A 25,436-nucleotide genomic window follows, 5' to 3' on the forward strand; every position below is an offset into this window, starting at 1 on the left:
ACGCCCTCATCGCCCTCGCCATGCTCAGCCTCGGCGGCCACAAACCAGTACTCCCCGGCCGGGTTTAACCCACGGTTACGACAGGAGAGCCGAGATTTTTTCGAAAGAGCCTGATTTTCGTCTATTTCAGTGTTTATATGCCCGATTCGGTGAAAATCTCCGTCGAATTGGTTAGGGGCGCGGGCGCTCCAGCTCGTGCGCCAGCGCCTCGAGTTCGGCGCCGCCGGCCATCAGCGCGGTCATCTCCTCGATCGTGATCTCGCTCTTCAGGAACGCGCCCAGGCTCGTGCCGCGGTTCAGCAGCAGGAAACGGTCCCCCACGGGGTACGCATGGTGCGGGTTGTGGGTGATGAAGACAACGCCGAGGCCGCGGTCCCTGGCCCGGGCGATATAGGTGAGAACGACGCCGGCCTGTTTCACGCCCAGGGCGGAGGTGGGCTCGTCCAGGATCACGACTTTCGCCCCGAAATACACGGCACGCGCGATCGCCACGGACTGCCGCTCACCGCCGGAGAGGGTGCCGATCGGCTGGTCGACGTCGCGCAGCTCGATCCCCATCCGGGCCAGTTCGAGCCTGGTGACCTCACGCATCCGCGCTGCGTCGAGACGCCGGAACGGGCCACGTCCGCGCGTCAGCTCCGACCCGAGGAAGAAATTGCGCCACACCGGCATCAGGGGCACCACGCCGAGATCCTGGTACACGGTCGCGATGCCGAGGTCGAGTGCCTCACGGGGGTTGCGGAACGTGCGGGCCTCACCGTAGGCGAGCAGGGTGCCCTCCGAGTGCGGGTGGGCACCGGACAGGATCTTGATCAGCGTCGATTTTCCCGCGCCGTTGTCGCCCAGCACGCACAAGACCTCCCCGGCGCCGACCGACGCCGAGACGCCCTGCAGGGCCTGCACCGTTCCGTAGGACTTGCCGATGTCCTTCACCTCGAGGAGCGCGCTCACGAGCGGACTCCGGTCTGCTTGCGAACGTACAGGTTCACCAGCACGGCGAGCAGCAGCATCCCGCCGAGGAATGCCTTGAGCCAGTTGTTGTCCCACTGGGCGAACACGATGCCCTGCAGTGTCATGCCGTAGATCAGGGCGCCCAGGGCCGCCCCGATGGCCGACCCGTAGCCGCCGGTGAGCAGGCAGCCGCCGACGACGGCGCAGATGATGTAGATGAACTCCTGGCCGATCCCGGTCGTGGCCTGAACGGTCGACACGTCGAAGAGCTGCAGCATGCCCACCAGCCAGGCGGCGCCGGCGGTGGTCATGAAGAGCCCCAGCTTGACCTTGAGCACCGGCACGCCGGCCTGGCGCGAACTCGTGGCCTGGCCGCCGACGGCGAAGATCCAGTTGCCGCCCCTCGTGCGCAGCAGGACCCAGGTCGCCAGCAGTGTTAGGGCCATCCACCAGACGATCGAAATCTTGACGTCCATGCCCAGGAAGGCGAAGGACGACCCGAAGAAGACCCTGACCTGGTCGAAACCGGGGACCGAGCCCATGCCCTGGATCGCGACGGTGCCCGTCACGAGCTTCGTCACGGCAAGGTTGCACCCCTGCAGGATGAAGAACGTGGCCAGGGTCACGATGAAGCTCGGCAGGCCGGTCTTCATGACGATGAAGGCGTTTGCGGCACCGATCAGGAGCGCCACCGCCAGGGCCAGGGCCATCGCCAGCCAGATGTTGACGCCCCACTCGGTGGTGAGCACGCCGACGATCAGACCGGCGGTCCCCGTCATCGCACCGGCGGACAGGTCGAACTCGCCGCCGATCATCAGCAGTGCCACGGCTACGGCCATGATGCCGAACAGCGACGCGGAGTACAGCCAGGTCGAGATGCCGGCCGGCGACAGAAAAGTCGGCGTCGATACCGAGAAGAAGGTGAAGACTGCGAGGGCCGCCACTGCGGCACCGACTTCGGGCCGGCGCAGCAGCGTCACGAGCGGATGCTGCCGCTTTCGCCGTTCGTTCGTCGCCGCGACTGCGGTGAGGGTCATCTGGTGCCGTTCTTCGCGAACCTGGCCACCTGCGCCGCGTTCTCCTTCGTGACGAAGCCCGGGCCGGAATACACGGGCAGGCCGCCGCCGACGACGTCACCGTTGCGCTTCTGCAGGGTGAGGAACATCACGGGCAGGTAGCCCTGCGAATAGGGCTGCTGGTCGACCGCGAACAGCATCTTGTCGTCGAGGATCAGCCGGGTGACATCGGCGGACACGTCGAATGTGGCCAGCGCGGCGGTGCTCTTGGCTTCGTCGATCGCCTGGCTCGCGGCCACGGCCACCCCGGTCTGCAGGGTCAGGACACCGTCGATCGTTGGGTCGGCCAGGAGTTTGCTCTTGATGGTGTTCTGGGCATCCGCGAGGTTCGCGATGTCGACCTGCACGTTGCTGACGGTTCCGCCGAGCGTGTCAGCCGCGCCCCGGCAGCGCTCTTCGAGCCCCGAGTTGCCGGCCTCGTGGATGACGCAGATCACGTTCTTGAGATCGGCCTTCTTCAGCTGTTCGCCGGCGCCCTGGCCCGCGATGAACTCGCTCTGGCCGACGTGGGTCTGCGCCCCGAACTCCAGGGACCTCTCCAGGCCGGAGTTGATGGTGATCACCGGGATCCCGGCGGCAACGGCCTTCTCGACGGCGCTCTTCACGCCGTCCGGGTTGGCCATGGAGACGATCAGCCCGTCGGGCTTGGCCGCGATGGCCGCCTCGATCAGCTGGCTCTGCTTGACCGGGTCACCGTCGCCTTGATAGGTGACGGTCGCTCCGAGGTCTGTGCCGGCCTGCTCCGCACCGCTCTTCACGACGTCCCAGAAAGAGTCACCCGGGGTCCCGTGGGTGACCACGGCGATGGTGGTCTTCTCCCCCGACGCCGATCCCGCGTCGTTCGGGGCTGTGCCCGTGACGGAACATCCCGCGAGTGCCAGCGGCACGACACACAGAGCGGCGAACAGGGTGATCTTGAGCTTCATGTCTGAAATTTCCCGACTGTCGAGCGGTGGCCTGAAACAGGCGGAGGTTCGCCGTCGACCTGGTGCATTACGAACTTACTGGACGATGAAAGCAGAAAAGCCCCCGGAACCGTGAGGTTCCGGGGGCTGGTGGTTGCGGGGGCAGGATTTGAACCTACGACCTCTGGGTTATGAGCCCAGCGAGCTACCGAACTGCTCCACCCCGCGTTACAAGATCTAACTTACCACAGCCTCGGGCAGGTCCGGTTCCTCGTCTCAGCCGTGGTGCCGGCGTTCGAGCGCAGCGCCCTCCACATCGACGTTCGGCATGATTCGGTCGAGCCAGCGCGGGAGCCACCACGCCGACCGGCCCAGCAGGTGCATCAGGGCCGGCATCAGCAGCATCCGCACCAGGAAAGCGTCGATGAGCACTCCCAGCTCCAGCCCGAAACCGATCGAGCGGATCATCGTCGACTCGGAGAAGACGAAGCCGCCGAAGACCGAGTCCATGATGAGCCCGGCAGCCGTGACCACCGAACGGCCGGCACGGAAGCCCCGGGCGACCGCGAGGCGGGCCGACGCACCGTGCACGTAGGCCTCGCGCATTCCGGGGGCCAGGAACAGCTGGTAGTCCATCGCCAGGCCGAAGAGAACACCGACGAGGATCACCGGCAGGAAGCTCAGGATCGGACCGGTGTGGACGCCGAGAACGTCCGAGAACCAGCCCCACTGGAAGACCGCGACTGTCGCGCCGTAGGTGGCGAACAACGACAGGATGAACCCGCCCGTCGCGATCACAGGCACCAGGATCGAGCGGAACACGAGGATCATGATCAGCAGGGACAGACCGACGACCACCGCGAGGTAGGTCGGAAGCACATCCGCGAGGTTCTCGGAGATGTCGATGTTGATGGCCGCCTGCCCCGCGACGCCGAGCGTGATGTCGCCGTCGACGGGCGGCATCGAGCGGATGTCCCGCACGAGCTGCTCGGTCGACACACTGTTCGGTCCCGCGGCGGGCACGACCTGGAAGGCCGCGAGCCTTTTGTCCTTTGAAACGACGATCGGAGCGACCCCGACCACGTCGTTCTGCTCGGCGAGCGTGCGCGCGACGGTGACCTGGGCCTCGAGCTCCCGCGCGTCGTCGAGTCCCTCCGGCAGCGTGGCCGTGACGAGCAGCGGGCCGGTGGCTCCGGCCCCGAAGCTTTCCTCGGTGGCCATGAATGCCCGGTACGAGGCCGAGTCGACCGGCTCGGCCGAGCCGTCGGGCAGGCCGACCCGCATCGAGAGGGAGGGGATTGCGACGATCAGCAGGACCGCGCACGTTGCCAGCACGGTGACGACGGCGCGCCAGGTCCGCATCGGCTTCGCCCTGATGTCTTCGTGGTGCTCTTCACCGATGCGGGCGCGAGCGCGGCGGCCGAGCACGCGCTCACCGAGCAGTCCGAGGATCGCGGGGGTGAGGCTGATCGCGATGATCACGGCGACGGCCACGGCCACGGCGCCGACGGTGCCCATCAGGCCGAGGAAGGGAACGCCGTTGACGTTCAGGGCGAGCAGTGCCACGATGACCGTGGTCCCCGCGAAGACCACCGCATTACCGGCGGTGCCGTTCGCCAGTCCGATCGATTCACGCGGCTCGGCGCCCTGCAGCAGCTGCTTGCGGTGCCGGTTGATCACGAAGAGGGAATAGTCGATGCCGACCGCGAGCCCGAGCATGACTCCGAGGAACGGGGTGACCGAGGCCATCGGCACGACCCCGGAGAACGCGAGCGCGCCGAGGGAGGCGATCGCGACGCCCACCAGCGCCGTGACGAGCGGCAGGGCTGCGGCGACCACCGAGCCGAGCATGACGAGCAGGATGATCCCCGCGAACTCGACGCCCACGATTTCACCGACGCCGATGAGCTGGGGAACGCTCTGCGCGATATCGGAGGAGAACGAGACCCGGGTGCCGTCGATCGGTTCGGAGTCGAAGTAGTCGATGACGGCCTGCTTGGACGTCTCCTCCAGCTTCAGGCGGGGTTCGGAGAACGCGACGTTCACGAGGGCGGCCGCGCCGTCCGCCGAAACCACGCGGATGCCCTCGGAGAGGTCAAGCAGCACGGCGCCGCGTTCGAGCTTCTCCGTCTGAAGTTGGAGCTCCGCGCGCGAGGCATCGAGTGTGGCCTGCTGATCGTCCAGCTGCGGCACCCCGGCGCCGAGCTGCGCCTGCTGTGTCTCCAACGCGGACAGCTGTTCGGCGGGCAGGTTCGGCTGCTTCAAGGCCTGGTCAAGCTGGGTCTGCGCCGCGGCGAGCTGAGCGCGGGCAGCATCGAGCTGGGCCTGCCCTGCATCGAGCTGGGCGCGCCCGGCGCCGAGCTGGCTGCGCCCGTCGGCGATTTGCTGCACCCGGTCGGCCCGCTGCTGCTCGGCCTCGAACGGGTCGATGACGTCGGCGACGTCCGGCAGGTCGCCGCCGCCGGCGACGAGGGCGCTGATCTGCTCACGTTGCTCGCTGCTGAGCGCCGAGCCGTCCGTCGTCTCGAAGACCACGGTGCCGGACGCGCCGGCGAACTCGGGAAGCTGCTTCTCGAGCGCATCGATCACGGCGCCGGACGCGGTGCCGGGGACAAAAAAACCGGCCCAGCATTTCTGCTGGACCGGCATTTTTCTTGCGCTGGTTGCGGGGGCAGGATTTGAACCTACGACCTCTGGGTTATGAGCCCAGCGAGCTACCGAACTGCTCCACCCCGCGCTACAAGATCCAGTTTACCACAGCCTCGCAAGCGGTCGGACCACACCAGGGGTTCCAACGGATGCGCCGAGCGGGTGGTGCGCCGTTCCGCTCGTGGCAGGCCACGAGCGGAACGGCGCACCACCCGCTCTCGTACTACTGGCCGAGCAGCGTCAGCATCTGGCCGATCGCGTCGTTCAGCTTCTTGTCCGCCACCCCGTAGGCCGTGAAGTCACCGACGGCCAGCGCCGCCTGCTTGTCGGTCATGGCCAGCTTGGCCTCCGCGAGGAGGGACCGGAGCCGGGCATCCTTCACCGGGTCTCCGGTCGAGGTCGACGGGGTGGTGCCGGTCGTCGGGGTCTCACCCGTCGTCGGCGGCACCGAGGTGTCGCCGGCGTTCGCGCCGGACTCGCCACCGAACAGCACGTTCAGGGCCTTGTCGAGCGTGTCCTCGAACGCGATCTGGTCTCCGAACGCGACGAGCACCTTCTGCAACAGCGGGTAGCTGGTCTCACCCGTCGACTGCACGTAGACGGGCTGCACGTAGAGCAGACCTCCACCGACGGGCAGGGTGAGCAGGTTTCCGTTGAGCACCTTCGACTGGCCCTGCTTCAGCAGGTTCAGTTGGGTGGAGACGGTCGGGTCGGCGTTGAACTTGGCCTGAACCTGACCCGGGCCCGGCACGGTGACGTCCTTCGGCAGCGTGAGCAGCCTCATCTTGCCGTAGCCGTCCGCTCGCTGACCGTCCTTGGCCCCGGCATCCGCATCGACTGCCAGATAGCCGGTGAGCACGTTTCGGCTGGTCGCACCGCTCGCGTCGGGAATGAACGTCGAGTAGAGCGAGAACGACGGCGCATCAGAGCCCGGGACCTGCATGGTGAGGTAGTACGGCGGCTGAAGGGTCGTGTTCGTCGACGGGGACACCGGGTCGTTCGGGGTGGTCCATGCGTCGTCGACCGAGTAGAAGGACCCGGGGTCGGTGACGTGGTACTTGCCCAGGACCTTGCGCTGCACCTTGAACATGTCAGCCGGGTAGCGCACGTGGCTCATCAGTTCGCCGCTCATCTGGCTCATCGGCTTGATCGTGGCCGGGAAGATCTTCTGCCACGTCTTCAGAAGCGGATCTTCTTTGTCCCAGGCGTACAGGGTGACCGAGCCGTCGTAAGCGTCGACCGTGGCCTTGACCGAGTTGCGCATGTAGTTGATCTTGTCCAGGGCGAACGGCTGGGGCGGTGTTTCCGTGTCCGCGATCGCGTCGCTCAGACCCACCGAGGTGGAGTACGGGTAGCTGGCCGAGGTCGTGTAGCCGTCGACGATCCACTTGACCTTGCCGTCGACGATCGACGGGTAGGCGTCGGAGTCGAGGGTGAGGTACGGGGCGACTTTCTGCACCCGCGTGACCGGGTCGCGGTCGTAGAGGATCTGCGACTTCTCGTTCACGTCGTTGGCGAGGAAGATCTGCTCCGACTGGAACTTGAGAGCGTAGATCAGTTTGTTGAACGCGTTGTCGAGCTTCGGCCCGCCGTCACCGGTGAAGGTCGTGTAGGTCTGTTGGGCGCCCTCCGTGCCCGACGGGTAGTCCAGCTCGACCGGCTTGCTGCCCTCGGGCGCTCCGACGATGGAATAGGGAGCGGACGTCTCACCGAAGTAGATCCGCGGTTCATACTCGGGCAGTGAACCCTTGGTGGGGATGCCTGACTCGAGGAAGACCGGCTGGCCGTCGGCCGAACGCTGGTTGCCGTAGGCCGCGACGACCCCGTAGCCGTGCGTGTACACGACGGTGGAGTTGACCCAGGTGTTGCCGGCGTTCAGCCCGGACAATTTGAGGTCACGCACGGTGACCACGGTGTCCTGGGATTTCCCGTCGATCGTGTAGCGGTCCACGTCGAGGTTCTGCGGGAACTGGTAGTACTGCTTGAACTGCTCCAGCTGGGAGAACGCGTCGCTGACCAGGGCCGGGTCGAGGATGCGGATGTTCGCGGTCGTCTCCGCGTCGGAGCGGAGGGCGCCCGGCTCGGCCGTCGTGGTCGCGTTGTAGGGCACCTCCTTCACATCGGCCAGATCGTACGCATCCCGGGTGAGGTCGATGTTGCGCTGGATGTACTCACGCTCGAGCGTCTTGGCGCTCGGGTCGACCTGGAAGCGCTGCACGACCCACGGGTACAGGGAGCCGAGCAGAAGGCTGCTCACGATCAGCAGCGCGGTTCCGATCACCGGCAGACGCCAGCGGCCGATGACGGCCGTGACGAGGAACAGGATGGCGACGACGGCCGCGATGCCGGCCAGGATGGCCCGCCCGGGGATGGTGGCGTTGACGTCCGTGTAGCCGGCGCCGGTGATCAGGTCGTTCGTGTTGGTGAGCGTGGAGTACTGGTCCAGCCAGATACTCGCGGCCTGCAGCAGGAGGTAGACGCTGGCCGTGACCGCGATCTGGATGCGGGCAGCCTTGGAGACGAGCACATCGCGCCCGCTCACCCGGATCGAACCGTACAGGTAACTCGTGGCCGCCGCGACCAGGGTCGCGATGAGAACCACGGCCGAGGCGAAGCCGAGAACGGCCTGGAAGAAGGGCAGGTCGAACATGTAGAAGGAGACGTCGAATTTGAACTGGGGGTCGACCCGGCCGGTATCCGTGCGGTTCAGCCACATCAGCACGACCTGCCAGCGGGTCGCGGCGGCGACGCCGGCGAAGAGGCCGAGTAGGGCGGGGATGCCGTACATGGCCAGTCGGCGCAGCGGCTCGATGACCTGCTGGTAGCGGTCGAGCTGCGAGTTGAGCTTCGCGTACACGGGTCGGAACCGGTAGGCGATCTGGATGCTCACCCACACCGGCACGGCCATCGCCACGAAGCCGACGAGGAACAAAACGGCCCCGGCGATCCACTGCGTGGTCAGAACGCTGAGGAACCCGAGCTGGTCGAACCAGAGGACGTCGGCGTAGAACCCGGCGAACACGAAAAAGGCGATCACCAGCCCCGCGATGATCGCTGCCGTGATGGCAAGCGGAGCGCGACTCCGCTGGGGACTGCGTCCGGATGATTGTGACGTCACGAATTGGCCTCTTGATCTCGAAATCGGCGGTCAGCCTTCATCTTAGACAGGCCCGCCGAACGAATACCCCACGTTCGCTGGGGGCTCACTCAACGTTCGCTGCTGCTAGGCGGCCGGGCACTGCGGCAGGGCTCCGGCGCCCTTTCCCGTGCGGATGGCGTCCAGCGCGGCCAGTGCGTCGTCGAGGGCGTCGACCGAGAAGACCGTCAGGCCGTCCGGAACATGCCCGGTGACCTCGTCGCAGTTGTCCTTGGGCGCCAGGAACCATTCCGCACCGGCCTCGCGCGCGCCGGTGAGCTTCTGCCGGATGCCGCCGATCGGCCCGACCTCACCGGCCTGATTGATCGTTCCGGTGCCCGCGACATCCGCCCCGCCCTGGATGGCGCCGGGGGTGAGCTTGTCGATGATGCCGAGAGCGAACATCATGCCCGCGCTGGGCCCGCCGACCTGGTCGAGCTGGATCTTCACGTCGAACGGGAACTCGTACTTGCTGGTCACGTTGATGCCGACCACCACGGCGTCGCCCGAGGCGATCGGGGTGACCCGCACGGTCAGGGTCTTGCCGTCGCGGAGGACGCCGATGGCGGCCGGGGCGTCCACCCCGTTGGCGGCCAGCGCGGAACGCAGCGCCGTGATGTCGGCCACGGCGGCGCCGTTCACCGAGACGACCTGGTCGCCGGTCATGATCAGGCCCGCGGCCGGGGAGTCTTTGGGCAACGACGCGACCTGGAGGATCGTCGGATAGTCGTAGCCGAGGTTGGTCAGCGCCGCGGCGATCGCATCCTGCTGCGAGTTCACCATCAGCGTCTGGTTCTCGTCTTCGCGTTCCTTTGTGGAGACGTCGGCCGGGAATGCGGCGTCGATCGGGATGACGGCCTGGGTCGGGTCCAGCCACGCCGCCGCGACCGTCAGCCAGCTCGGCCGGTTTTCGGGGTTGCCAACCAGCGAAACCGTCAGCAGGTCGAGTTGGCCCTCCGTCGGGTACACGGTCTCGTCCGGGATCGTGATCAGCGGAACGTCTTTGCCATTCTGCTCGGCCGTTCCGATGGTGTTGTAGACCGGGCCGGGCTTCTCGATCACGTACGGGGACGGCGTGATGGCCAGGATCAGGCCGATGGCCAGCGCAACGGAGATCGCCACCCAGCCCACCTTTCCGGCACGGTGAGACCGACCGGCCGGCAGCGACGAGTCTTCGGTGAAGAGGGCCACCGGGCTCCTTCCAGATCTGCGCTCGATGTTTGCGCTCGATGTTCGCGACAGGCGCACACCGGTTTTCCAGCGTAGGACATTTCCCAGTCCCCGCCATGAATCTCCGGCTAGCGTAGAGGCACGTGACTGAGAGGTGCCTGAAGTGGCTGACGACGACTCACGACCCGACGAGGGTCACAATCCTGAAGATGAGTTTCGGGACATGCTTCGCGACATCCTGTCCGGGAAGTCGTCCATCGACCCGAGCCAGCTGGCCGGGGCCGCCGGCCTTCCCAGCGACCCGGTGAGTATCGCGGCGCTGATGAACCAGCTCCAGGGCGCCCTGCGCAACTCCGGGGACGGTGCCATGAACTGGGACGCCGCACTCAGCCAGGGCCAGGAGCGCGCCGCCAACGGGCAACTCGCCGTCACCGATGAGCAGCGCACCGCCCTCGACCAGGCCTTCCACATCGCCGCGCTATGGCTGGACGAGGTGATCTCGGTCGCCGAGCTCACCACTCCCCCGAAGTTGATGACCCGAAAGGAGTGGGTCACCGCGACGATGCCGCTCTGGACCCAGCTCGCCGAACCGGTGGCCACCAGCATCTCCGATTCGCTGACCCGGGTTCTGACTGAGCAGGCTCCCGAGGAACTCAAGGGCATGATGGCCGGCGCGAGCCAGGTCATGCGCAGCATCGGCGGCACCCTGTTCGCCATGCAGCTCGGTCAGGTCGTCGGGCAGCTCTCCAGCGAGGTCGTCTCCGGCGGCGACGTCGGCATCCCGCTGCTCAGTGACCAGCAGGCCGCCCTGCTGCCCCAGAACGTCGCCATTTTCGGCGAGGGACTTGACGTTCCGGACGACCAGGTACAGATCTACCTGGCCGTGCGCGAGCTCGCCCACGCCCGGCTGTTCCGGCACTCGCGGTGGCTGCGCCTGCACCTGATCAGCTCAATCACCGACTTCGCCCGCGGAATCCACATCGACTCCGGCCGGCTCGAGGAACTCGCCGACGGCTTCGACCCCTCCAATCCGGAGGAACTGCGCGAAGCCATGGTCAACGGTTCGCTGATCCCGCCGAAGAGCGAGTCCCAGCTGGCCGCGCTGGCCCGGCTGGAGACGATGCTCGCCCTGATCGAGGGCTGGGTCGACGTCGTCACGCTCGAGGCCACCAGCCGCCTCCCCCGGGCCGATGCCATCGCCGAGACCGTGAAGCGCCGCCGTGCATCCGGCGGGCCGGCCGAGTCCGCGTTCGCCACCCTGGTCGGGCTGGAGCTGCGCCCGCGCCGTCTGCGCGAGGCCGCCGCCATGTGGCAGGCCGTGACGGATGCCGTGGGCAACGACAAGCGCGACGAGCTGTGGGCGCACCCCGACCTGCTGCCCACGTCGGCCGACCTGGACGCCCCTCAGGCCCTCGTGGCCCGGCTGACCAGCTCGGCGGCCGGCGCCGAACCGGTGCTGGACGAAGTGGACCAGGCCCTCGAGGACCTGCTGCGCGACGACGGCACCGAGCGCCCGCACGAGGAATAGTCGCGCGCTGCCGGGCCCGCACGGAACAACCCACGCTGCCCCCACGGGCGACACTCGCGCGGCCCTGACGAATTCGACGGAGATTTTAGGGTTTTGACGCCCTGCAGGCGCTTTTTTGGCCTTTTAGGCCAAAGTCTCCGTCGAATTCGTTAGGCGGGCCAGAGCTGGGGCCGGCCCGATCAGGGGCGGCTAGATCAGGCCCTTGGTGTGCCAGATCGTCTTCGTCTCCGTGAACGCCACGATGCGGTCGAGCGAGGGGCTCGCGGCATCCGGACCATTCTCGGGCTGCAGCACCCGGGTGAGCGTCTCGGCCGCGTCGATCTGGAGGTTGATCCAGTCGAGGTCACCGGCCCCGACGAGGTCGATGGCATTGACGTCCGCGTGGCTGGCCAGCCACGGGGCCATCTCGGCGGGTGAACCGGTGAGGATGTTGACCACGCCGCCGGGAACGTCGCTGGTGGCGAGCACCTCGCCCAGGCTGATGGCCGACAGCGGCATCCGTTCGTTGGCCACCACGACGACCGTGTTGCCCGACACCAGGGCCGGGGCCACGGCGCTGACGAGGCCGAGGAGGGACCCGCCGGTCTGCGGGGCGATGATCGCGACGACACCGGTGGGCTCCGGCACGGAGATGTTGAAGTAGGGACCGGAGACCGGGTTCGCGTTGCCGGCGACCTGCACGTACTTGTCCGCCCAGCCCGCGTACCAGACCCACCGGTCGATGGCCTCGTCGACCTGGGCGGACGCGGCGGCCGCCGAGACGCCCTCCGACTTCACGATCTCGTCGATGAACTGGGCGCGGCGCCCTTCGAGCAGTTCGGCGATCCGGTAAAGCACCTGGCCGCGGTTGTACGCTGTGGCGCCGGCCCAGCCGCCGAGGGCGGAACGGGCGGCGACGACCGCGTCACGGGCATCCTTGCGGCTGGCCTGCGCGGCGTTGGCGAGGAACACCCCGTCGTGCGAGCGAACCTCGTAGACCCGGCCGGACTCGCTGCGCGGGAACTTGCCGCCGACGTAGAGCTTGTAGGTCTTGGGAACGGCGAGGCGGGTCACTTTGCGGCCTTCTTTCGTGAAACGGGGGTCTTCGGGTCTGATTCCGTGGCGGCGATGCGAGCGGCCGGAGCGGCATTCACCGTGCGGGCGGCGGCGCGGCTCGCGGCCGGCTTGAGGTACGAGGCGAGGCCGTGGCGACCACCCTCGCGCCCGTAACCGGACTCCTTGTAGCCGCCGAAGGGGCTGGCCGGGTCAAAGCGGTTGAACGTGTTGGCCCAGATCACCCCGGCGCGCAGCTTGTCGGCGACGGCGAGCATGCGGTTGCCCTTCTCGGTCCAGATACCGGCGGAGAGGCCGAAGGGCGTGTTGTTCGCCTTCGCGATCGCCTCGGCCGGGGTGCGGAAGGTGAGCACGGACAGCACCGGGCCGAAGACCTCATCGCGGGCGATGCGGTGGCTGGTGGACACGTTCGTGAAGATGGTCGGCTTGAACCAGAAGCCGTTGTCCGGGAGCACGCAGTCCGGGCTCCAGCGCTCGGCGCCTTCCTGCTCACCGATGTCGGTGAGTTCACGGATGCGCTTCAGCTGCTCGGCGCTGTTGATCGCACCGATATCGGTGTTCTTGTCGAGTGGGTCGCCGAGGCGCAGGGTCGAGAGCCTCGCCTTGAGGCGGTCGATGACGTCGTCGTGAATGCTCTCCTGCACGAGCAGACGGCTGCCGGCGCAGCAGACGTGGCCCTGGTTGAAGAAGATCCCGTTGACGATGCCCTCGATGGCCTGGTCGATCGGCGCGTCGTCGAAGACGATGTTGGCCGCCTTGCCGCCGAGTTCGAGGATGACCTTCTTGTCGGTTCCGGCGACCGAGCGCGCGATGGCCCGGCCGGCTCCGGTAGACCCGGTGAACGCGACCAGGTTCACGTCGGGGTGCCCGACGAGGGCCTGACCGGTCTCCCGGCCGCCGGTGACGATGTTGACCACGCCGGCGGGAAGGTCCGCCTGCTGCAGGATCTCCGCGAACAGGAGCGCGGTCAGGGAGGTCGTCTCGGCCGGCTTGATCACGACGGTGTTGCCGGCAGCGAGGGCCGGCGCGATCTTCCAGGCGAGCATCAGGAGGGGGAAGTTCCAAGGGATGACCTGCGCGGCGACGCCCCGGGACGAGGGGGTGGGGCCGACTCCCGCGTGGTCGAGCTTGTCGGCCCAGCCCGCGTAGTAGAAGAACCAGGCCGCGACCAAGGGAACGTCGACGTCGCGGCTTTCCTTGATCGGTTTGCCGTTGTCGAGCGTCTCGGCCACGGCGAGCTCGCGGGCCCGTTCCTGCACGAGGCGCGCGATGCGGAACAGGTACTTGCCGCGATCGCTGCCGGAGAGCTTGGACCAGGTATGGGCGTAGGCGCGGCGGGCGGCGGCCACGGCGGTGTCGACGTCCGCAGAGTTGGCGTGGGCGATCATCGCGATCTGTTTCTCGGTGGCCGGGTTGATGGTCTGGAACGGCTCACCGCGACCGGCGACGAATTCGCCGTCGATGAAAAGGCCGTAGTCCGAACGCAGGTTCAGCAGGGCCTGGGACTCCGGGGCCGGAGCGTAGTCAAGAAAGCTCATGGGGTGATCCTTTAGTCAATCGTCACGTAGTCGGGTCCGGAGTAGTGTCCGGTGGTCATCTTCTGGCGCTGCATGAGCACGTCGTTGAGCAGGCTGGAGGCCCCGAACCGGAACAGGTGCGGCGTGAGCCACTCCTCGCCCACGGTTTCGGCCACGGTCACGATGTATTTGATGGCGTCCTTGGAGGTGCGGATGCCGCCGGCCGGCTTCACGCCGACTTTGTCGCCGGTGAGGCGGTGCCAGTCGCGCACGACCTCGAGCATGGACAGGGTCACGGGCAGCGTGGCCGCGACGGGGACCTTGCCGGTGGAGGTCTTGATGAAGTCTCCCCCGGCCAGGATGGCCAGCCAGGACGCGCGGCGCACGTTGTCGTACGTGTTGAGCTCCCCGGTTTCGAGGATCACCTTGAGGTGGGCGTAGCTGCCGTCGGCCCGGCGGCAGGTCTCCTTGACGGCGACGATCTCGTCGTAGACCTGGCCGAAGCGTCCGGAGAGGAAGGCGCCGCGGTCGATGACCATGTCGATCTCGTCGGCACCGGCGAGGACCGCGTCGCGCACGTCGGCGAGCTTGATCGCCAGGGACGCGCGACCGCTCGGGAAGGCGGTGGCGACGGCGGCGACGTTCACGCCGGCATCCGTGCCCGCGGAGTGCGCCGACCCGAGGGCCGCCACGGCGTGGGGAACCATGTCGCCGTAGACGCAGACCGCGGCGACGCGGGGGCAGGTCGGGTCGCCGGGGTCGGGGGTGAGCGCCTTGCCGACCAGGGAGCGCACCTTGCCGGGGGTGTCGGCTCCTTCGAGGGTGGTGAGGTCGATCAGGCTGATGATCTTGTCGATCGCCCACTTCTTGGAGCTGGTCTTGATCGAGCGGCTGCCGAGGTCGGCGGCCCGCTGCTCGAGTCCGACGGCGTCGATCCCGGGGATGCCATGCAGGTACCGGCGCAGGTTCGCGTCGGTGGCCTCGCCGCCGATGAGCGCCAGGGCTCGTTGCCCGGTGTTCAGCTGGGCCATAGCCGATGGGCTACTAGTCATGAGTTGTCCTTGCGGTTGGTGTGGTCCGGATGGTCTGGTCTGGTTCGGATGGTCTGGTCGTTCGGGCTCACGCGTGCTCGCCGAGGATGGCGAGGGCGATGTCTTCGTCGGTGACCAGCACGGTGCACAGCCCGCTGCCGACGACGGCGCGCGCGATGGCGTGCTTGGAGCTGCCGGCGATCACGGCGATCGCCGTTTTCGCGTTGCGCAGCTGTTCGAGCGGGATGCCGACCGTGCGCTCGTCGAGTTCCGGGTCGACGATGTTGCCGTTGCTGTCGATGTAGCGGCCGACGATGTCGCCGACGGCTCCCTTGCGCACGAGTTCGGCCACCTGCTCTTCGGTTAGGTAGCCGCTATCGACCAGGGCCGAGTTCTGGTCTGCCTGGCCGGCGCTGAACAGGTAGGCGGATGCCGACGCCCCCAGCTTGAGGACGGCGCCGACGGAGCGGTCCGCTTCGATCGCCCGTTTGGTCTCCAGGCGTTCGAGGATGGCGGGACTGGGCAGCAGGGTCGCCGCGCCGGACGCTTTGTGCGCCATCGTGACGGCGGTGGCCGCCGCGGTGCCGGCGCGCCGGTTGAGGCTGACGCCGCCGTTGATCTGCACGACGTTGACGCCGTTGGCCCAGCCCTGCTTGAGGTGGAGTGACACCTCGTGCAGGGTGCGGCCCCAGCTGATGCCGAGGGTGCGCGGGACCGGACGCAGACCGGTGAGGTAGTCGGCGGCGGCCTGCGCGGTGCGGGACTGGAGTTCCTCGTCGCCGGAGACGCCCGCGGAGGAGACCACGATCGCATCCGTCAACCCGGTGGCCTCGCGGAGGCGGCGTTCCACGGACAGGCGACGGGCCCGCGGGTGCACGATCTCGATCCGGATGAAGCCGCTGGCCTTGGCCTGGGCGAGCAGCCGGCCCACCTTCCAGCGGGTCAGCCGGAGCACTGTGCCGATCTCGTCTTGCGTCTTGTTCTCTTCGTAGTACAGCTCGGCCGCACGAATTGACAGCAGTTCGTCAGTGTCCGTCACCCTGGTGCTCCATCCGATTTGTCACCAGCCTAAGACTCCCGCAGCCGGTGATCAACACGTGTAGGCAATCTTGCTCATCTGAGCAGGCACGGTGCCGGGGCGCACGCGGCGAGCGATCTAGGCTGGGGCGCATGGCAGATCTCTCGAAGTACCTCCCGCTAAGCCAACGGCCGGTCGGTGACGAATCCAGGGTCTCCTCTGACTGGGGCCCGCAGATCGCCGCCACCCTCCTCGCCACCGCCGATCTGCTGGACGGACTCAGCCCCGAGCAGTGGGAGGCGCCGAGCCTCTGCGCGGACTGGCGCGTGCGCGATGTCGCCGGTCACCTCGTCTGGCGGTTGGGAAGCTCAAACCGCGAGCTGCTGCGGAGCGCCGGCCGGGCCTGGCTGGCGGGCCGTTTCCTCAACCCGAACCGGGCGATCGACGCCGTCAGCCGTGCCGCCGCCCTGACCGAACCCTCCGAGCTGATCGCGAGCCTGCGCCGGATCGCGGCAGACCGCACGGCCGGGATCGGCCGGCAGGGAGTCACCGAGCTCACCGAGGCCGTCGTGCACGGCTTCGATCTGGCGCACCCTCTCGGCCTCGCCCTGACGGTCGACCCGACCGCGGCCGGAGCGGTCGCCCTCGGCCGCGCCCAGCGTGCCTCCACCCCGGTCAAGGCGGTCCTGCGCCGCCGCACCCTGGTGGCGTCGGATGCGCTCTGGCGCGTCGGCCGAGGCCCGGATTACCGGAGCACGGCCGAAGACATCGTGCTCTTCCTGTTCGGCCGCGCCGGGCTCACACCGGCGCCTCCGGCGGCTCCGACCGTTCCCGAAGACCTCACCGACCCGGTCTGAGCCTTCTCGGACCCGGTGCGGGCTGCGTCAGACGAGGATTCCGCGTGCCCGTTCCACGTCGTCGCGCATCTGCACGATCAGCGGGTCAACGCCGGTGAAGGCGACCATGCCGCGAATGCGGTCCACGAACGACACCTCCACCACATGGCCGTACAGATCGATGTCGCGGTCGAGCACGTGGGCTTCGACCTGCTTCTGGGGCACACCGTCGAAGGTCGGGTTGTTGCCCACCGAGATCGCGGCCGGGTAACGGATGCCGGCATCCGTCAGCCAGCCCGCGTAGACGCCGTCCGCGGGGATGAGCCCCTCAGAGTGCGGTGACAGGTTGGCGGTCGGGAAGCCGAGTTCGCGCCCCCGCTTCGCACCGTGCACGACCTCACCGCGAACGGTCGGCACGTGCCCGAGCAGAACGGACGCCGCTCGGACGTCGCCCTGCGCGAGCAGTTCCCGGATCCAGGTCGAGGACACCCGGCGGCTTCGGTCGGGCATCACGTCCTCGATCAGGCGCACGGCGAAACCGAACCTGTCCCCCAGCTGCTGCAACAGGGCCACGTCGCCGACGCCGCCGGCGCCGAAGCGGAAGTCCCGGCCGACGAGCACCGAGCGCGCGTGGAGTCCGCGCACGAGGATGCGCTCGATGAAATCCTCCGGCGGCAGGCCGGCCAGCGCCTGGTTGAACTCGAGCACGAGGGAGGCGTCGACCCCGGTTTCGGCCAGCAGGGCGAGTTTCTGTTCGGTGCTGATCAGGGCCTGCGGACAGGCATCCGGCTTGAGCAGGGACAACGGATGCCGGTCGAACGTGACCACGACGGAAGCCAGGCCCGCCTGCTCGGCCGCTGACTTCAGCTCGGCGACGACCGCGCGATGTCCGGCGTGCACGCCGTCGAATTTGCCGATGCTGACGGCGGAGGCCGGCCAGTCCTCGGGGATGGCGGCGACGCCGCGCATGATCTTCATGAGCGGACTTTGCCGCGTCGGGCGAGCCACCACATGCCCAGGATCGGAAGCACGAGCGGCACGAATCCGTAGCCGCGACCGAAGAACGACCACACCGTCTTGTGCGCGAACAGCTCCGGATCGACCACGCTGAGGGTGCCGACCACGAGCACTCCGACGAGCTCGAAGCCGATCGTGATCCACGCCACGCGTCGCCAGGGCCCGTCGCTCTTGATCAGGGCGATCGTGGCGACGATGTAGACGACCGCGGCCAGGGCCGAGAGGGAGTACGCCAGCGGGGCCGGGCCGAACTCCTCGGGGTCGAAGATCTGCACGAACGAGCGTCCGGTGGCCGCCAGCGCGAGCAGGCCGTAGACGGCGATCAGCACCCGGCCGATGCCGGTCACCCGGGTCGGTCGAACGGGCTCGGCGGTCGTCGCTGCGTCGTTGCTCTGTGGGGCGGTCATGGCGTTTTCATTATCGCAGCATCCGTTGGAACCGAGATCACAGCCCCTGCACCGTCCAGATCTGCCACATCCGGTAGACCATCACTGCGACGGCCAGGCAGGATGCGCCGACGATGACCGTGCTCCAGCGGCTGCGTTCGATCAGCGCCCAGACCACGGCGGCGACGGGCACCAGGATGGCGCTGATCAGGTAGGTGTAGAACTCGAGCACGCTGCCGCTGGCGTTGTTCCCCGTAAAGGGGGCGACGATGGCCACCACCAGCTGGGCGATCAGCAGCAGTTCCACCAGCGCCGTGGCGCCCAGCGAGAGGTCGCTGGGCTTTCGGTCGGCGAGGCCCAACCCGATACCGAGCAGGCCGGCGACTGTGGCGACGCCGAGTTGCAGCCAGGTGAACCACTCGATCATGATGCGTCTCCGTGGTCTCCGGCGCCGGCGGCTCCAGGCTCGGTTGCTGCGGTCGCGACTGCCGGGGCGGCGATCTCGTCGGGCGGGAAGTTGATCAGCGATTTGGCGTGGTCGCCGCGGTACTCGACCAGGCCGACCAGCCGTCCGTCCGGCGCGACGGCAGCGACCGGGCCGTCGACGTGGTCGGCCGGGTCCACCTGGATCTGCTTGCCGTGGCCGAGGTCGATCGCCTGCTGCTCGGTCAGGTCGAGGCGGCCCAGCACCCGGGTGGCGGCATCGGCGGGACCGATCAGAGCCGCCGGGACGTCCAGTTCCTCCAGCGGCTGGGCCGCGTCGATCCGGAAGGGGCCGATGCGGGTGCGGCGGAGGCTCGTGAGGTGGCCGCCGACGCCCAGGCCTGCGCCGAGGTCGCGGGCGAGCGCCCGGATGTAGGTGCCGGAGGAGCATTCCACCCGCACGGTCAGGTCGAGGTGGCCGTCGGCCGCCGCCGTGTCGATCAGTTCGAAGGCGCTGACGGTGACGGGACGGGACGGGAGGTCCACCTCTTCGCCGGCGCGCACCCGGGCGTAAGCGCGCTTGCCGTCGACCTTGATGGCGCTGACGGCGCTGGGCTGCTGCGAAATGGCTCCGGTGAGCTTCGCGATCCCGGCCGCAACGGCCTCCGGGGTGAGGGCGGTCACTGCGTCGACGGATGCCCGGCCGAGCTCTTCGCCCTCCGCGTCATCCGTTGTCGTGGAGGAGCCGAGCCGGATGGTGGCCAGGTATTCCTTGTCGAGGCCGACGATGTAGGTGAGCAGCCGGGTCGAGCTGTTGATGCCCAGGATGAGCAGCCCGGTCGCCATCGGGTCCAGCGTTCCGGCGTGGCCGACCTTGCGGGTTCCGGCCAGGCGGCGGGTGCGGGCGACGGCGTCGTGACTGGTCCAGCCCTGGGGCTTGTCGATCAGGACCAGGCCGCTGGCGGTGCCGCGGACGCGCGGTGCGCGCGGGGCGCGCGCCGGTTCAGCGGGGATTCGCCCGGACGTCGGTTCGCTGGCTGGTCCGTCGGATTCTTCGCTCACTCATGACATGCTATCCGGCCACCGGGCACCGGCCGCCCGCGGGCACTCTCCCCCGCACCCGTGCCCGCGGTGCCGACTCCCCCGACCTAGGCTGGGGGCATGAAGATAGCCGTGATCGGAGCGGGCGCCCTCGGCGGCACATTCGCGACGCTGCTGGCCCGGGCGGGTCACGAGGTTACCGTGACGGCCCGTGGGCTGGCGCTGGCGGTGATCCGGGCCGAGGGGATTTCGCTGACCGGCGGGTTCGGCCGGGCGCGGCAGCATCCGCTCGCGCTGGAACGGCTCGTGGAGACGCCCGACCTCGCCCTGATCTGCACCAAGGCGCAGGATGCCGCCGCAGCCATCGCGGAGAACGCCGCGGTGCTCGACGGCGCGGCTGTGATCGTCGTGCAGAACGGTCTCGACGGCGTGAACACGGCGCGGAGCCTGCTGCCACACTCGGAGTGCTTCGGCGCCCTGTCGATCATCGCCGCGAACTACTCGGCGCCCGGCCGGGTGACGATCACGACCGCCGCGCCCACCTACCTGGGCCGCGGGGACGGCGCCGCCGACGCGGCGACCAACGCGTGGCGGGACGTGCTCGCCGGCGCGGTTCCGACGGTGGGCATCGACAACTTCGTCGGCGCCCAGTGGACCAAACTCGTGGTCAATATGCTTAACGCCCTGCCCGCCATCACCGGGCTCAGCGTGCAGGAAGTGGTCGACGATGCGGGCCTCCGCCGGGTGATGACGTCCAGCATGCGGGAGACCGTTCGGGTGGGGATGCGGCGCGGTGTGCGCTTCGGTTCGCTGCAGGGCCTCGGCGACCGGCAGCTGCGCGCGTTCTCGCGGCTTCCATTGGCGCTCGGGCAGGTACTGCCGCTGCGGATGCGGAGGAGGATGGGCGACGTTCCGAACCTGGGCTCGACCCTGCAGAGCCTGAAACGGGGGCAAATCACCGAGATCGACTTCCTCAACGGCGCCGTGGTGCGGGAGGCCGGGCTGGCCGGCGTGCGGGCGCCCGTGAACGCCCTGTTGACCGCGCTCGTGCACGAGGTGGAGACGCGTGGAGTGCCACTGGCGCCGGTCGACGTTCTCGAGCGATTCGCGGCGCTCGCCCGCTGACCGCCGGCGCCCGGTCGCTCGCGCCAGGTCGCTCGCGCCTGGTCGGCATCCGTTCCTCCGCCATCCGTGCCTGCGCCCGTCGGCGAACGTCTCTCGCGGCGCACCCTCGCGACGCGGGCGCAGGTTGGAGGCTGCGCCCGCGGCCACAACCTGCGCCGCGAACGGAAGGGCTCGCTCAGCAGCTGTCGAGGAACACCCGGCGGGGTTCGTGCGGGTTGCTCAGGTCGATCACGGCGGTGGCCCGGCTGCGTGGCGTCGCCTCGTTTCGGTAGAGGCGGTCGGCCACATGGTGCTCGTTCGCGTCGTCCGTGGCCCCGGCATCCGTCGTCTCGGCTTCGGACTCGGCATCCGTTTCGACCAGTGCGCTGTACGACCAGAGGTCGCGCAGCTCCTTCCGGTTCAGGAATTCGCCGTCGACGATGAGGATGGCGTCGGCCGGCCCGGTCTGCCAGGTGGGCTCGATCCAGGTGTCCCGGTCCGGGTCGAACGCGCGGGTCACGAACCCGGTGCTGCCGCCCAGCCGGAAGGGTTCGAGCAGCACCCGCCGCAGCAGAGAGAAATCGTAGAGGTAGCGCAGCAGCCGCTCGGGAGATTCCGGACCGAACCGCCCCTGCTCGGCGCGAGAATGCCGGAATTGCCGCAGCGACGCACGGAAGACCGGGTGGCCCTGCTCGTCGAACACGGCGGCCAGGTCGTCGGCGAAGGCGGCGCGGGCCTCGGCATCCGCACCGTCGATGGCGATGACATGGCGGCCCAGGCCGTAGATGCCGAGGATCTCGCCCGCGAGGTCCCGCAGGAACTCGATCCGGGGTGTGGAGACAAGCTTCATGGATCGAGCCTAGGTTAGAACGGTGAACGTCACAGTCACCGGCAGCCCGGCAGCCAGCCCGGCACTCGGCCCCGCACTCAGCCCAGACCTCAGCCCCGGCATCAACGCCTGGTTCCATCTGAACGCCCGCGACCTGCCTTGGCGCCGGGACGGCTTCGGCGCCTGGGGCGTGCTGGTGAGTGAGTTCATGCTGCAGCAGACCCCGGTCAGCCGCGTGATTCCACGCCTGGAGGAGTGGCTCGAGCGCTGGCCCACCCCGGCGCACCTCGCGGCCGTGCCGCCAGGCGAGGCGGTGCGGGCCTGGGCGACGCTCGGCTACCCGCGCCGCGCGCTCTGGCTGCACGCAGCCGCGGTGGAGATCACCGAACGCCACGGCGGCCTTGTCCCGGAGGACGTCGACGCCCTGCTCGGTCTCACCGGGATTGGCGATTACACCGCCCGGGCGGTCGCCGCATTCGCCTACGGCCACCGGCATCCGGTCGTCGACACCAACACGAGAAGGGTCATCGCCCGCGCCGTGGCCGGCCAGGCCGAACCCGCCCCGCCGAGCCGCGGCCGCGACCTCGACGCCATGTCCGCGCTGCTGCCCGCCGGCCGCGACGAGGCCGCCCGATTCAACGCCGGCATCATGGAGCTCGGCGCGGTCGTCTGCACCGCGAAGTCCCCACGCTGCGACGGGTGCCCGATCCGCGACCTGTGCCGCTGGCGCGCCGCCGGCTATCCCGCCTACAGCGGCCCGCGAAAGGCAGTGCAAAAGAAGTTCGAGGGCAGCGACCGGCAGGTGCGCGGCCTGATCATGGCCGAGCTGCGCGCGACCCAGCACCCGGTGACGGATGCCGAGATCAGCGGGTTGTGGCCCGAGGCCGTCCAGCGCGAGCGCGCCCTGACCGGCCTGCTGGCCGACGGGCTCGCGGTGTCGGCCGGGGCCGGGCTCTACGTGCTGCCGCACGAGTGAGCATCGGAACCCGGGCAAAAAAGAAGCGGCGCGGACCGGCCTGAGCCGATCCGCGCCGCACCGCGTTAGCGAACGCGATCCCTGAGGATCCCGCCCTACAGGCGCGACTTACTGGCGGGATTCCTCATCGAGGGGCGCTTCGGCGTGCTGGGCGGCCGGGGCCACCACGACATCCTCGTCGTCTTCTTCATCATCGTCTTCGTCAGCCTCGTCGTACTCACGCGGCTTGACGTACGGGTCCTCCTCACCGGCGTACTTCGCCGTGCGGGCCTGCTCCTCGACCTGGGTGTCGCGCTCGCGCGCCTCACGCAGGAGATCGTCGATGAGCGCGGCGTTCTCCGGGATCGCGTCGGCGATGAATTCGAGCGACGGGGTGAGCCGGGCCGTGATGTTCTTGCCCACCTCACTGCGCAGCATCCCGGTCGCCGCCTTGAGCGCGGCGGCGCTGTCGGCGCGTTCCTCGGCATTGCCGTAGACGGTGTAGAACACCGAGGCATGCTGAAGGTCGCCGGTCACCTTGACGTCCGTGATGGTCACGAAACCGAGCCGTGGGTCCCGCAGGCCGCGCTCGATCCGCTTGGCCACGATGACCTTGATGCGGTCGGCCATTTTCCTGGCGCGTGCCGGATCTGCCATGGTCTTACTCCTATTTTCGAAAAACTACCGAAGTGCGGGTCCCGTCCTCACCCTCGTTCAGGGACGCGAACGAAACCCGCACCATCATCCGGAGGTGGTTAGACCCGCGGCTTTTCCTTCATTTCGATCGTCTCGATCTCGTCACCGATCTGGATGTCGTTGAACTTGCCCAGGCCGATACCACACTCGAAGTCCGTGCGGACCTCGGTGACGTCGTCCTTGAACCGGCGCAGCGACTCGATGCCCAGGTTGTCTCCCACGACGATGCCGTTGCGGATGACCCGCGCCTTGGCGTTCCTGGTGATGACACCCGAACGAACGATGACACCGGCGACGTTTCCGAACTTGGAGGAGCTGAACACCTCGCGGATCTCGGCGACACCACTCTGCACCTCTTCGAACTCGGGCTTGAGCATTCCCTTGAGGGAGTTCTCAATGTCCTCGAGTGCGTTGTAGATGACGGAGTAGAAGCGCACGTCCACGCCTTCACGGGCGGCGCGTTCGCGTGCCTTCGTGTCGGGGCGAACGTTGAAGCCGATGATGATGGCGTTGTCGACGGTGGCGAGGTTGACGTCGCTCTCCGTGACCGCACCCACTCCGCGGTGGATGATGCGCAGCTGAACCGAATCGTCGACCTCGATCTTGAGGAGCGACTCTTCCAGTGCCTCGACGGCACCGGACACGTCGCCCTTGATGATGAGGTTGAGCGATTCGACCTTGCCCTCTTCGAGTGCACGAGTGAAGTCCTCGAGGCTGATGCGCTTGCGGGCCTTGGCCAGCAAAGCGTTCCGCTCGGCGGCTTCGCGCTTCTCGGCGATCTGACGTGCCGTGCGGTCTTCCTCGATCACGAGGAAGGTGTCACCGGCGCGCGGAACACTGGAGAGGCCCTGAACCTGGACGGCCCTGGACGGGGTGGCGGCGAGCACGGGGACGCCGTTCTCGTCTGCCATCGCACGAACACGGCCGTAGGCCGTTCCCGCCACGATGGAGTCTCCGACGTGCAGGGTTCCGGACTGGATGAGCACGGTTGCAACGGCGCCGCGGCCCTTGTCGAGGCGAGCCTCGATGGCCACGCCGCGAGCGTCCTTGTCGGGGTTGGCACGCAGGTCGAGTCCGGCGTCCGCGGTGAGCAGCACGGCGTTCAGGATTTCCTGGATGCCGATTCCCTGCTTGGCCGACACGTCGACGAACATGACGTCTCCGCCGTATTCCTCCGCGACGAGTCCGAATTCGGTGAGCTGCTGGCGCACCTTCTGCGGGTTCGCGCCTTCCTTGTCGATCTTGTTCACTGCGACCACGATCGGCACGTTGGCGGCCTGGGCGTGGTTGAGCGCCTCAATCGTCTGCGGCATGATGCCGTCGTCCGCCGCGACCACGAGGATCGCGATGTCCGTCACCTGCGCACCACGTGCACGCATGGCGGTGAACGCCTCGTGGCCCGGTGTGTCAATGAAGGTGATGGCGCGTTCGATGCCCTCGTGCTCGGTGACGACCTGGTACGCACCGATGTGCTGGGTGATCCCGCCGGCTTCGCCCGCGGCCACCTTGGCGTTACGGATGGCGTCGAGGAGAGCCGTCTTACCGTGGTCAACGTGGCCCATGACCGTGACGACGGGAGGCCGGGCGAAGAGTTCTTCGTCGGTCTCGTCTTCGAGTTCCTGGTCGATGTCGATGTCGAAGGCAAGCAGGAGCTCGCGGTCTTCGTCGTCGGGCGAGACCATCTGGATCTTGTAGCCGAGCTCGCTGCCGAGCACGTCGAAGGTGGCCTCGTCGAGGGACTCGGTCGCCGTTGCCATCTCACCGAGGTGGAACAGAACGGTGACCAGGTTTCCGGGGCTCGCGTCGATCTTGTCGGCGAAGTCCGTGATCGAGGCACCGCGGCGCAGACGCACAACGGTTCCGCCGTCGCCGCGGGGGACGCTGACGCCACCCAGCGACGGGGCCTCGCGCAGCTCGAACTCTGCCCTCTTCGTGCGCTTGGACTTGCGGGCCTTGTTCTTGCCGCCACCGCGACCGAAGGCACCAGCGGTTCCGCCGCCGGGGCCGCGACCGCGACCACCGGCGCCACCGCCACCAGCGGGGCGGGGCGGACCGAAGCCGGGGGCTCCAGCCGGAGCGCCACCGGGGCGCTGGAAGCCGGGGCGTGCGCCGCCG

21 protein-coding genes and 2 tRNA genes are annotated in these 25,436 nt (G+C 68.3%); 4 read left to right on the forward strand and 19 right to left on the reverse strand.

Going from position 1 to position 25,436, the window contains the following annotated elements; genetic code table 11:
- Positions 1 to 171: 171 nt before the first annotated feature.
- From E3T42_RS10940 to E3T42_RS10975, 8 genes are all read right to left on the reverse strand, one after another.
- Positions 172 to 951: an ATP-binding cassette domain-containing protein gene (locus E3T42_RS10940; protein ID WP_134366045.1), complete on the reverse strand. Its 780-nt coding sequence runs from the start codon at positions 949 to 951 to the stop codon at positions 172 to 174.
- Positions 948 to 1,988, reverse strand: a complete 1,041-nt coding sequence (locus E3T42_RS10945; protein ID WP_134366046.1) for an ABC transporter permease — start codon at positions 1,986 to 1,988, stop codon at positions 948 to 950. The genes E3T42_RS10940 and E3T42_RS10945 overlap by 4 nt, the downstream gene beginning before the upstream one ends.
- A complete protein-coding gene (locus E3T42_RS10950; RefSeq protein WP_134366047.1) occupies positions 1,985 to 2,953 on the reverse strand; it encodes a sugar ABC transporter substrate-binding protein in 969 nt (322 codons plus the stop codon). Before E3T42_RS10950 ends, E3T42_RS10945 begins: the two co-directional genes overlap by 4 nt.
- 130 nt (positions 2,954 to 3,083) lie before the next feature.
- Positions 3,084 to 3,160 (reverse strand) — tRNA-Met (locus E3T42_RS10955).
- Between the two features lie 48 nt (positions 3,161 to 3,208).
- Complete coding sequence (locus E3T42_RS10960; RefSeq protein ID WP_134403009.1) at positions 3,209 to 5,581, reverse strand: MMPL family transporter; 2,373 nt, start codon at positions 5,579 to 5,581, stop codon at positions 3,209 to 3,211.
- Between the two features lie 11 nt (positions 5,582 to 5,592).
- Positions 5,593 to 5,669 (reverse strand) — tRNA-Met (locus E3T42_RS10965).
- A 135-nt stretch (positions 5,670 to 5,804) separates the two neighbouring features.
- Complete coding sequence (locus E3T42_RS10970) at positions 5,805 to 8,699, reverse strand: UPF0182 family protein (RefSeq protein ID WP_174235677.1); 2,895 nt, start codon at positions 8,697 to 8,699, stop codon at positions 5,805 to 5,807.
- Positions 8,700 to 8,804: 105 nt separating this feature from the next.
- Positions 8,805 to 9,908, reverse strand: coding sequence for a PDZ domain-containing protein (locus E3T42_RS10975; RefSeq protein ID WP_134403010.1), 1,104 nt, complete (start codon positions 9,906 to 9,908; stop codon positions 8,805 to 8,807).
- Positions 9,909 to 10,050: 142 nt separating this feature from the next.
- Between E3T42_RS10975 and E3T42_RS10980 the strand changes: the two genes are divergently transcribed.
- On the forward strand, positions 10,051 to 11,415 hold the full coding sequence (locus E3T42_RS10980) for a zinc-dependent metalloprotease (RefSeq protein WP_370262292.1): 1,365 nt from the start codon (positions 10,051 to 10,053) through the stop codon (positions 11,413 to 11,415).
- 189 nt (positions 11,416 to 11,604) lie between these two features.
- Here the strand turns inward: E3T42_RS10980 and E3T42_RS10985 are convergent, their stop codons facing one another.
- The 4 genes from E3T42_RS10985 to E3T42_RS11000 all read right to left on the reverse strand — a co-directional run bounded on the left by E3T42_RS10985 (position 11,605) and on the right by E3T42_RS11000 (position 16,055).
- Positions 11,605 to 12,468: an aldehyde dehydrogenase family protein gene (locus tag E3T42_RS10985; RefSeq protein WP_134366051.1), complete on the reverse strand. Its 864-nt coding sequence runs from the start codon at positions 12,466 to 12,468 to the stop codon at positions 11,605 to 11,607.
- On the reverse strand, positions 12,465 to 14,006 hold the full coding sequence (locus E3T42_RS10990; RefSeq protein ID WP_134403011.1) for an aldehyde dehydrogenase family protein: 1,542 nt from the start codon (positions 14,004 to 14,006) through the stop codon (positions 12,465 to 12,467). Before E3T42_RS10990 ends, E3T42_RS10985 begins: the two co-directional genes overlap by 4 nt.
- Positions 14,007 to 14,017: 11 nt before the next feature.
- On the reverse strand, positions 14,018 to 15,016 hold the full coding sequence (deoC, locus tag E3T42_RS10995) for a deoxyribose-phosphate aldolase (protein WP_370262298.1): 999 nt from the start codon (positions 15,014 to 15,016) through the stop codon (positions 14,018 to 14,020).
- 88 nt (positions 15,017 to 15,104) lie between these two features.
- Positions 15,105 to 16,055 carry a sugar-binding transcriptional regulator gene (locus tag E3T42_RS11000; RefSeq protein ID WP_134403013.1) on the reverse strand — a complete coding sequence of 317 codons (951 nt, stop codon included), beginning with the start codon at positions 16,053 to 16,055 and terminating at the stop codon, positions 15,105 to 15,107.
- A gap of 131 nt (positions 16,056 to 16,186) precedes the next feature.
- Here E3T42_RS11000 and E3T42_RS11005 point away from each other — a divergent pair, with 131 nt between their 5' ends.
- Positions 16,187 to 16,891: a maleylpyruvate isomerase family mycothiol-dependent enzyme gene (locus E3T42_RS11005; RefSeq protein ID WP_134366055.1), complete on the forward strand. Its 705-nt coding sequence runs from the start codon at positions 16,187 to 16,189 to the stop codon at positions 16,889 to 16,891.
- A 27-nt stretch (positions 16,892 to 16,918) separates the two neighbouring features.
- Here the strand turns inward: E3T42_RS11005 and E3T42_RS11010 are convergent, their stop codons facing one another.
- The 4 genes from E3T42_RS11010 to truB are packed head-to-tail and all read right to left on the reverse strand — an operon-like array spanning position 16,919 to position 19,710.
- Positions 16,919 to 17,848: a bifunctional riboflavin kinase/FAD synthetase gene (locus tag E3T42_RS11010; RefSeq protein WP_134366056.1), complete on the reverse strand. Its 930-nt coding sequence runs from the start codon at positions 17,846 to 17,848 to the stop codon at positions 16,919 to 16,921.
- On the reverse strand, positions 17,845 to 18,294 hold the full coding sequence (locus E3T42_RS11015) for a hypothetical protein (protein ID WP_134366057.1): 450 nt from the start codon (positions 18,292 to 18,294) through the stop codon (positions 17,845 to 17,847). Before E3T42_RS11015 ends, E3T42_RS11010 begins: the two co-directional genes overlap by 4 nt.
- 37 nt (positions 18,295 to 18,331) lie before the next feature.
- Positions 18,332 to 18,700: a hypothetical protein gene (locus tag E3T42_RS11020; RefSeq protein ID WP_134403014.1), complete on the reverse strand. Its 369-nt coding sequence runs from the start codon at positions 18,698 to 18,700 to the stop codon at positions 18,332 to 18,334.
- The gene (gene truB / locus E3T42_RS11025) at positions 18,697 to 19,710 is read right to left on the reverse strand and encodes a tRNA pseudouridine(55) synthase TruB (protein WP_134366071.1); all 1,014 of its coding nucleotides are present in this window, start codon (positions 19,708 to 19,710) and stop codon (positions 18,697 to 18,699) included. Before truB ends, E3T42_RS11020 begins: the two co-directional genes overlap by 4 nt.
- 147 nt (positions 19,711 to 19,857) lie before the next feature.
- On the opposite strand from truB, the gene E3T42_RS11030 reads away from it, so the two are divergent.
- Positions 19,858 to 20,862, forward strand: coding sequence for a ketopantoate reductase family protein (locus E3T42_RS11030; RefSeq protein WP_134366059.1), 1,005 nt, complete (start codon positions 19,858 to 19,860; stop codon positions 20,860 to 20,862).
- Positions 20,863 to 21,037: 175 nt separating this feature from the next.
- On the opposite strand, the gene E3T42_RS11035 is transcribed toward E3T42_RS11030, so the two are convergent.
- Positions 21,038 to 21,691 (reverse strand): hypothetical protein, encoded by a 654-nt coding sequence (locus E3T42_RS11035; RefSeq protein ID WP_134403015.1) that lies wholly within the window; start codon positions 21,689 to 21,691, stop codon positions 21,038 to 21,040.
- A gap of 100 nt (positions 21,692 to 21,791) precedes the next feature.
- Here E3T42_RS11035 and E3T42_RS11040 point away from each other — a divergent pair, with 100 nt between their 5' ends.
- On the forward strand, positions 21,792 to 22,646 hold the full coding sequence (locus E3T42_RS11040) for an A/G-specific adenine glycosylase (RefSeq protein ID WP_166805330.1): 855 nt from the start codon (positions 21,792 to 21,794) through the stop codon (positions 22,644 to 22,646).
- A 108-nt stretch (positions 22,647 to 22,754) separates the two neighbouring features.
- Here E3T42_RS11040 and rbfA read toward each other — a convergent pair whose 3' ends face one another.
- Positions 22,755 to 23,282: a 30S ribosome-binding factor RbfA gene (rbfA, locus tag E3T42_RS11045; protein WP_134366061.1), complete on the reverse strand. Its 528-nt coding sequence runs from the start codon at positions 23,280 to 23,282 to the stop codon at positions 22,755 to 22,757.
- A gap of 98 nt (positions 23,283 to 23,380) precedes the next feature.
- Positions 23,381 to 25,436 (reverse strand): translation initiation factor IF-2 (gene infB / locus E3T42_RS11050; protein ID WP_134403016.1); only part of this gene is annotated, 2,056 nt, incomplete at its 5' end.

The sequence above is a fragment of the Cryobacterium sp. TMT4-10 genome (assembly GCF_004403275.1).
Classification (GTDB): Bacteria; Actinomycetota; Actinomycetes; order Actinomycetales; family Microbacteriaceae; genus Cryobacterium; species Cryobacterium shii.

Coding starts and splice junctions, on each gene's coding strand:
- E3T42_RS10945 (WP_134366046.1), bottom strand. CDS start 1,988: ATGACCCTCACCGCAGTCGCGGCGACGAACGAACGGCGAAAGCGGCAG.
- E3T42_RS10950 (WP_134366047.1), bottom strand. CDS start 2,953: ATGAAGCTCAAGATCACCCTGTTCGCCGCTCTGTGTGTCGTGCCGCTG.
- E3T42_RS10960 (WP_134403009.1), bottom strand. CDS start 5,581: ATGCCGGTCCAGCAGAAATGCTGGGCCGGTTTTTTTGTCCCCGGCACC.
- E3T42_RS10990 (WP_134403011.1), bottom strand. CDS start 14,006: ATGAGCTTTCTTGACTACGCTCCGGCCCCGGAGTCCCAGGCCCTGCTG.
- deoC (WP_370262298.1), bottom strand. CDS start 15,016: ATGGCCCAGCTGAACACCGGGCAACGAGCCCTGGCGCTCATCGGCGGC.
- E3T42_RS11005 (WP_134366055.1), top strand. CDS start 16,187: ATGGCAGATCTCTCGAAGTACCTCCCGCTAAGCCAACGGCCGGTCGGT.
- E3T42_RS11010 (WP_134366056.1), bottom strand. CDS start 17,848: ATGAAGATCATGCGCGGCGTCGCCGCCATCCCCGAGGACTGGCCGGCC.
- E3T42_RS11015 (WP_134366057.1), bottom strand. CDS start 18,294: ATGACCGCCCCACAGAGCAACGACGCAGCGACGACCGCCGAGCCCGTT.
- E3T42_RS11020 (WP_134403014.1), bottom strand. CDS start 18,700: ATGATCGAGTGGTTCACCTGGCTGCAACTCGGCGTCGCCACAGTCGCC.
- E3T42_RS11030 (WP_134366059.1), top strand. CDS start 19,858: ATGAAGATAGCCGTGATCGGAGCGGGCGCCCTCGGCGGCACATTCGCG.
- E3T42_RS11035 (WP_134403015.1), bottom strand. CDS start 21,691: ATGAAGCTTGTCTCCACACCCCGGATCGAGTTCCTGCGGGACCTCGCG.
- rbfA (WP_134366061.1), bottom strand. CDS start 23,282: ATGGCAGATCCGGCACGCGCCAGGAAAATGGCCGACCGCATCAAGGTC.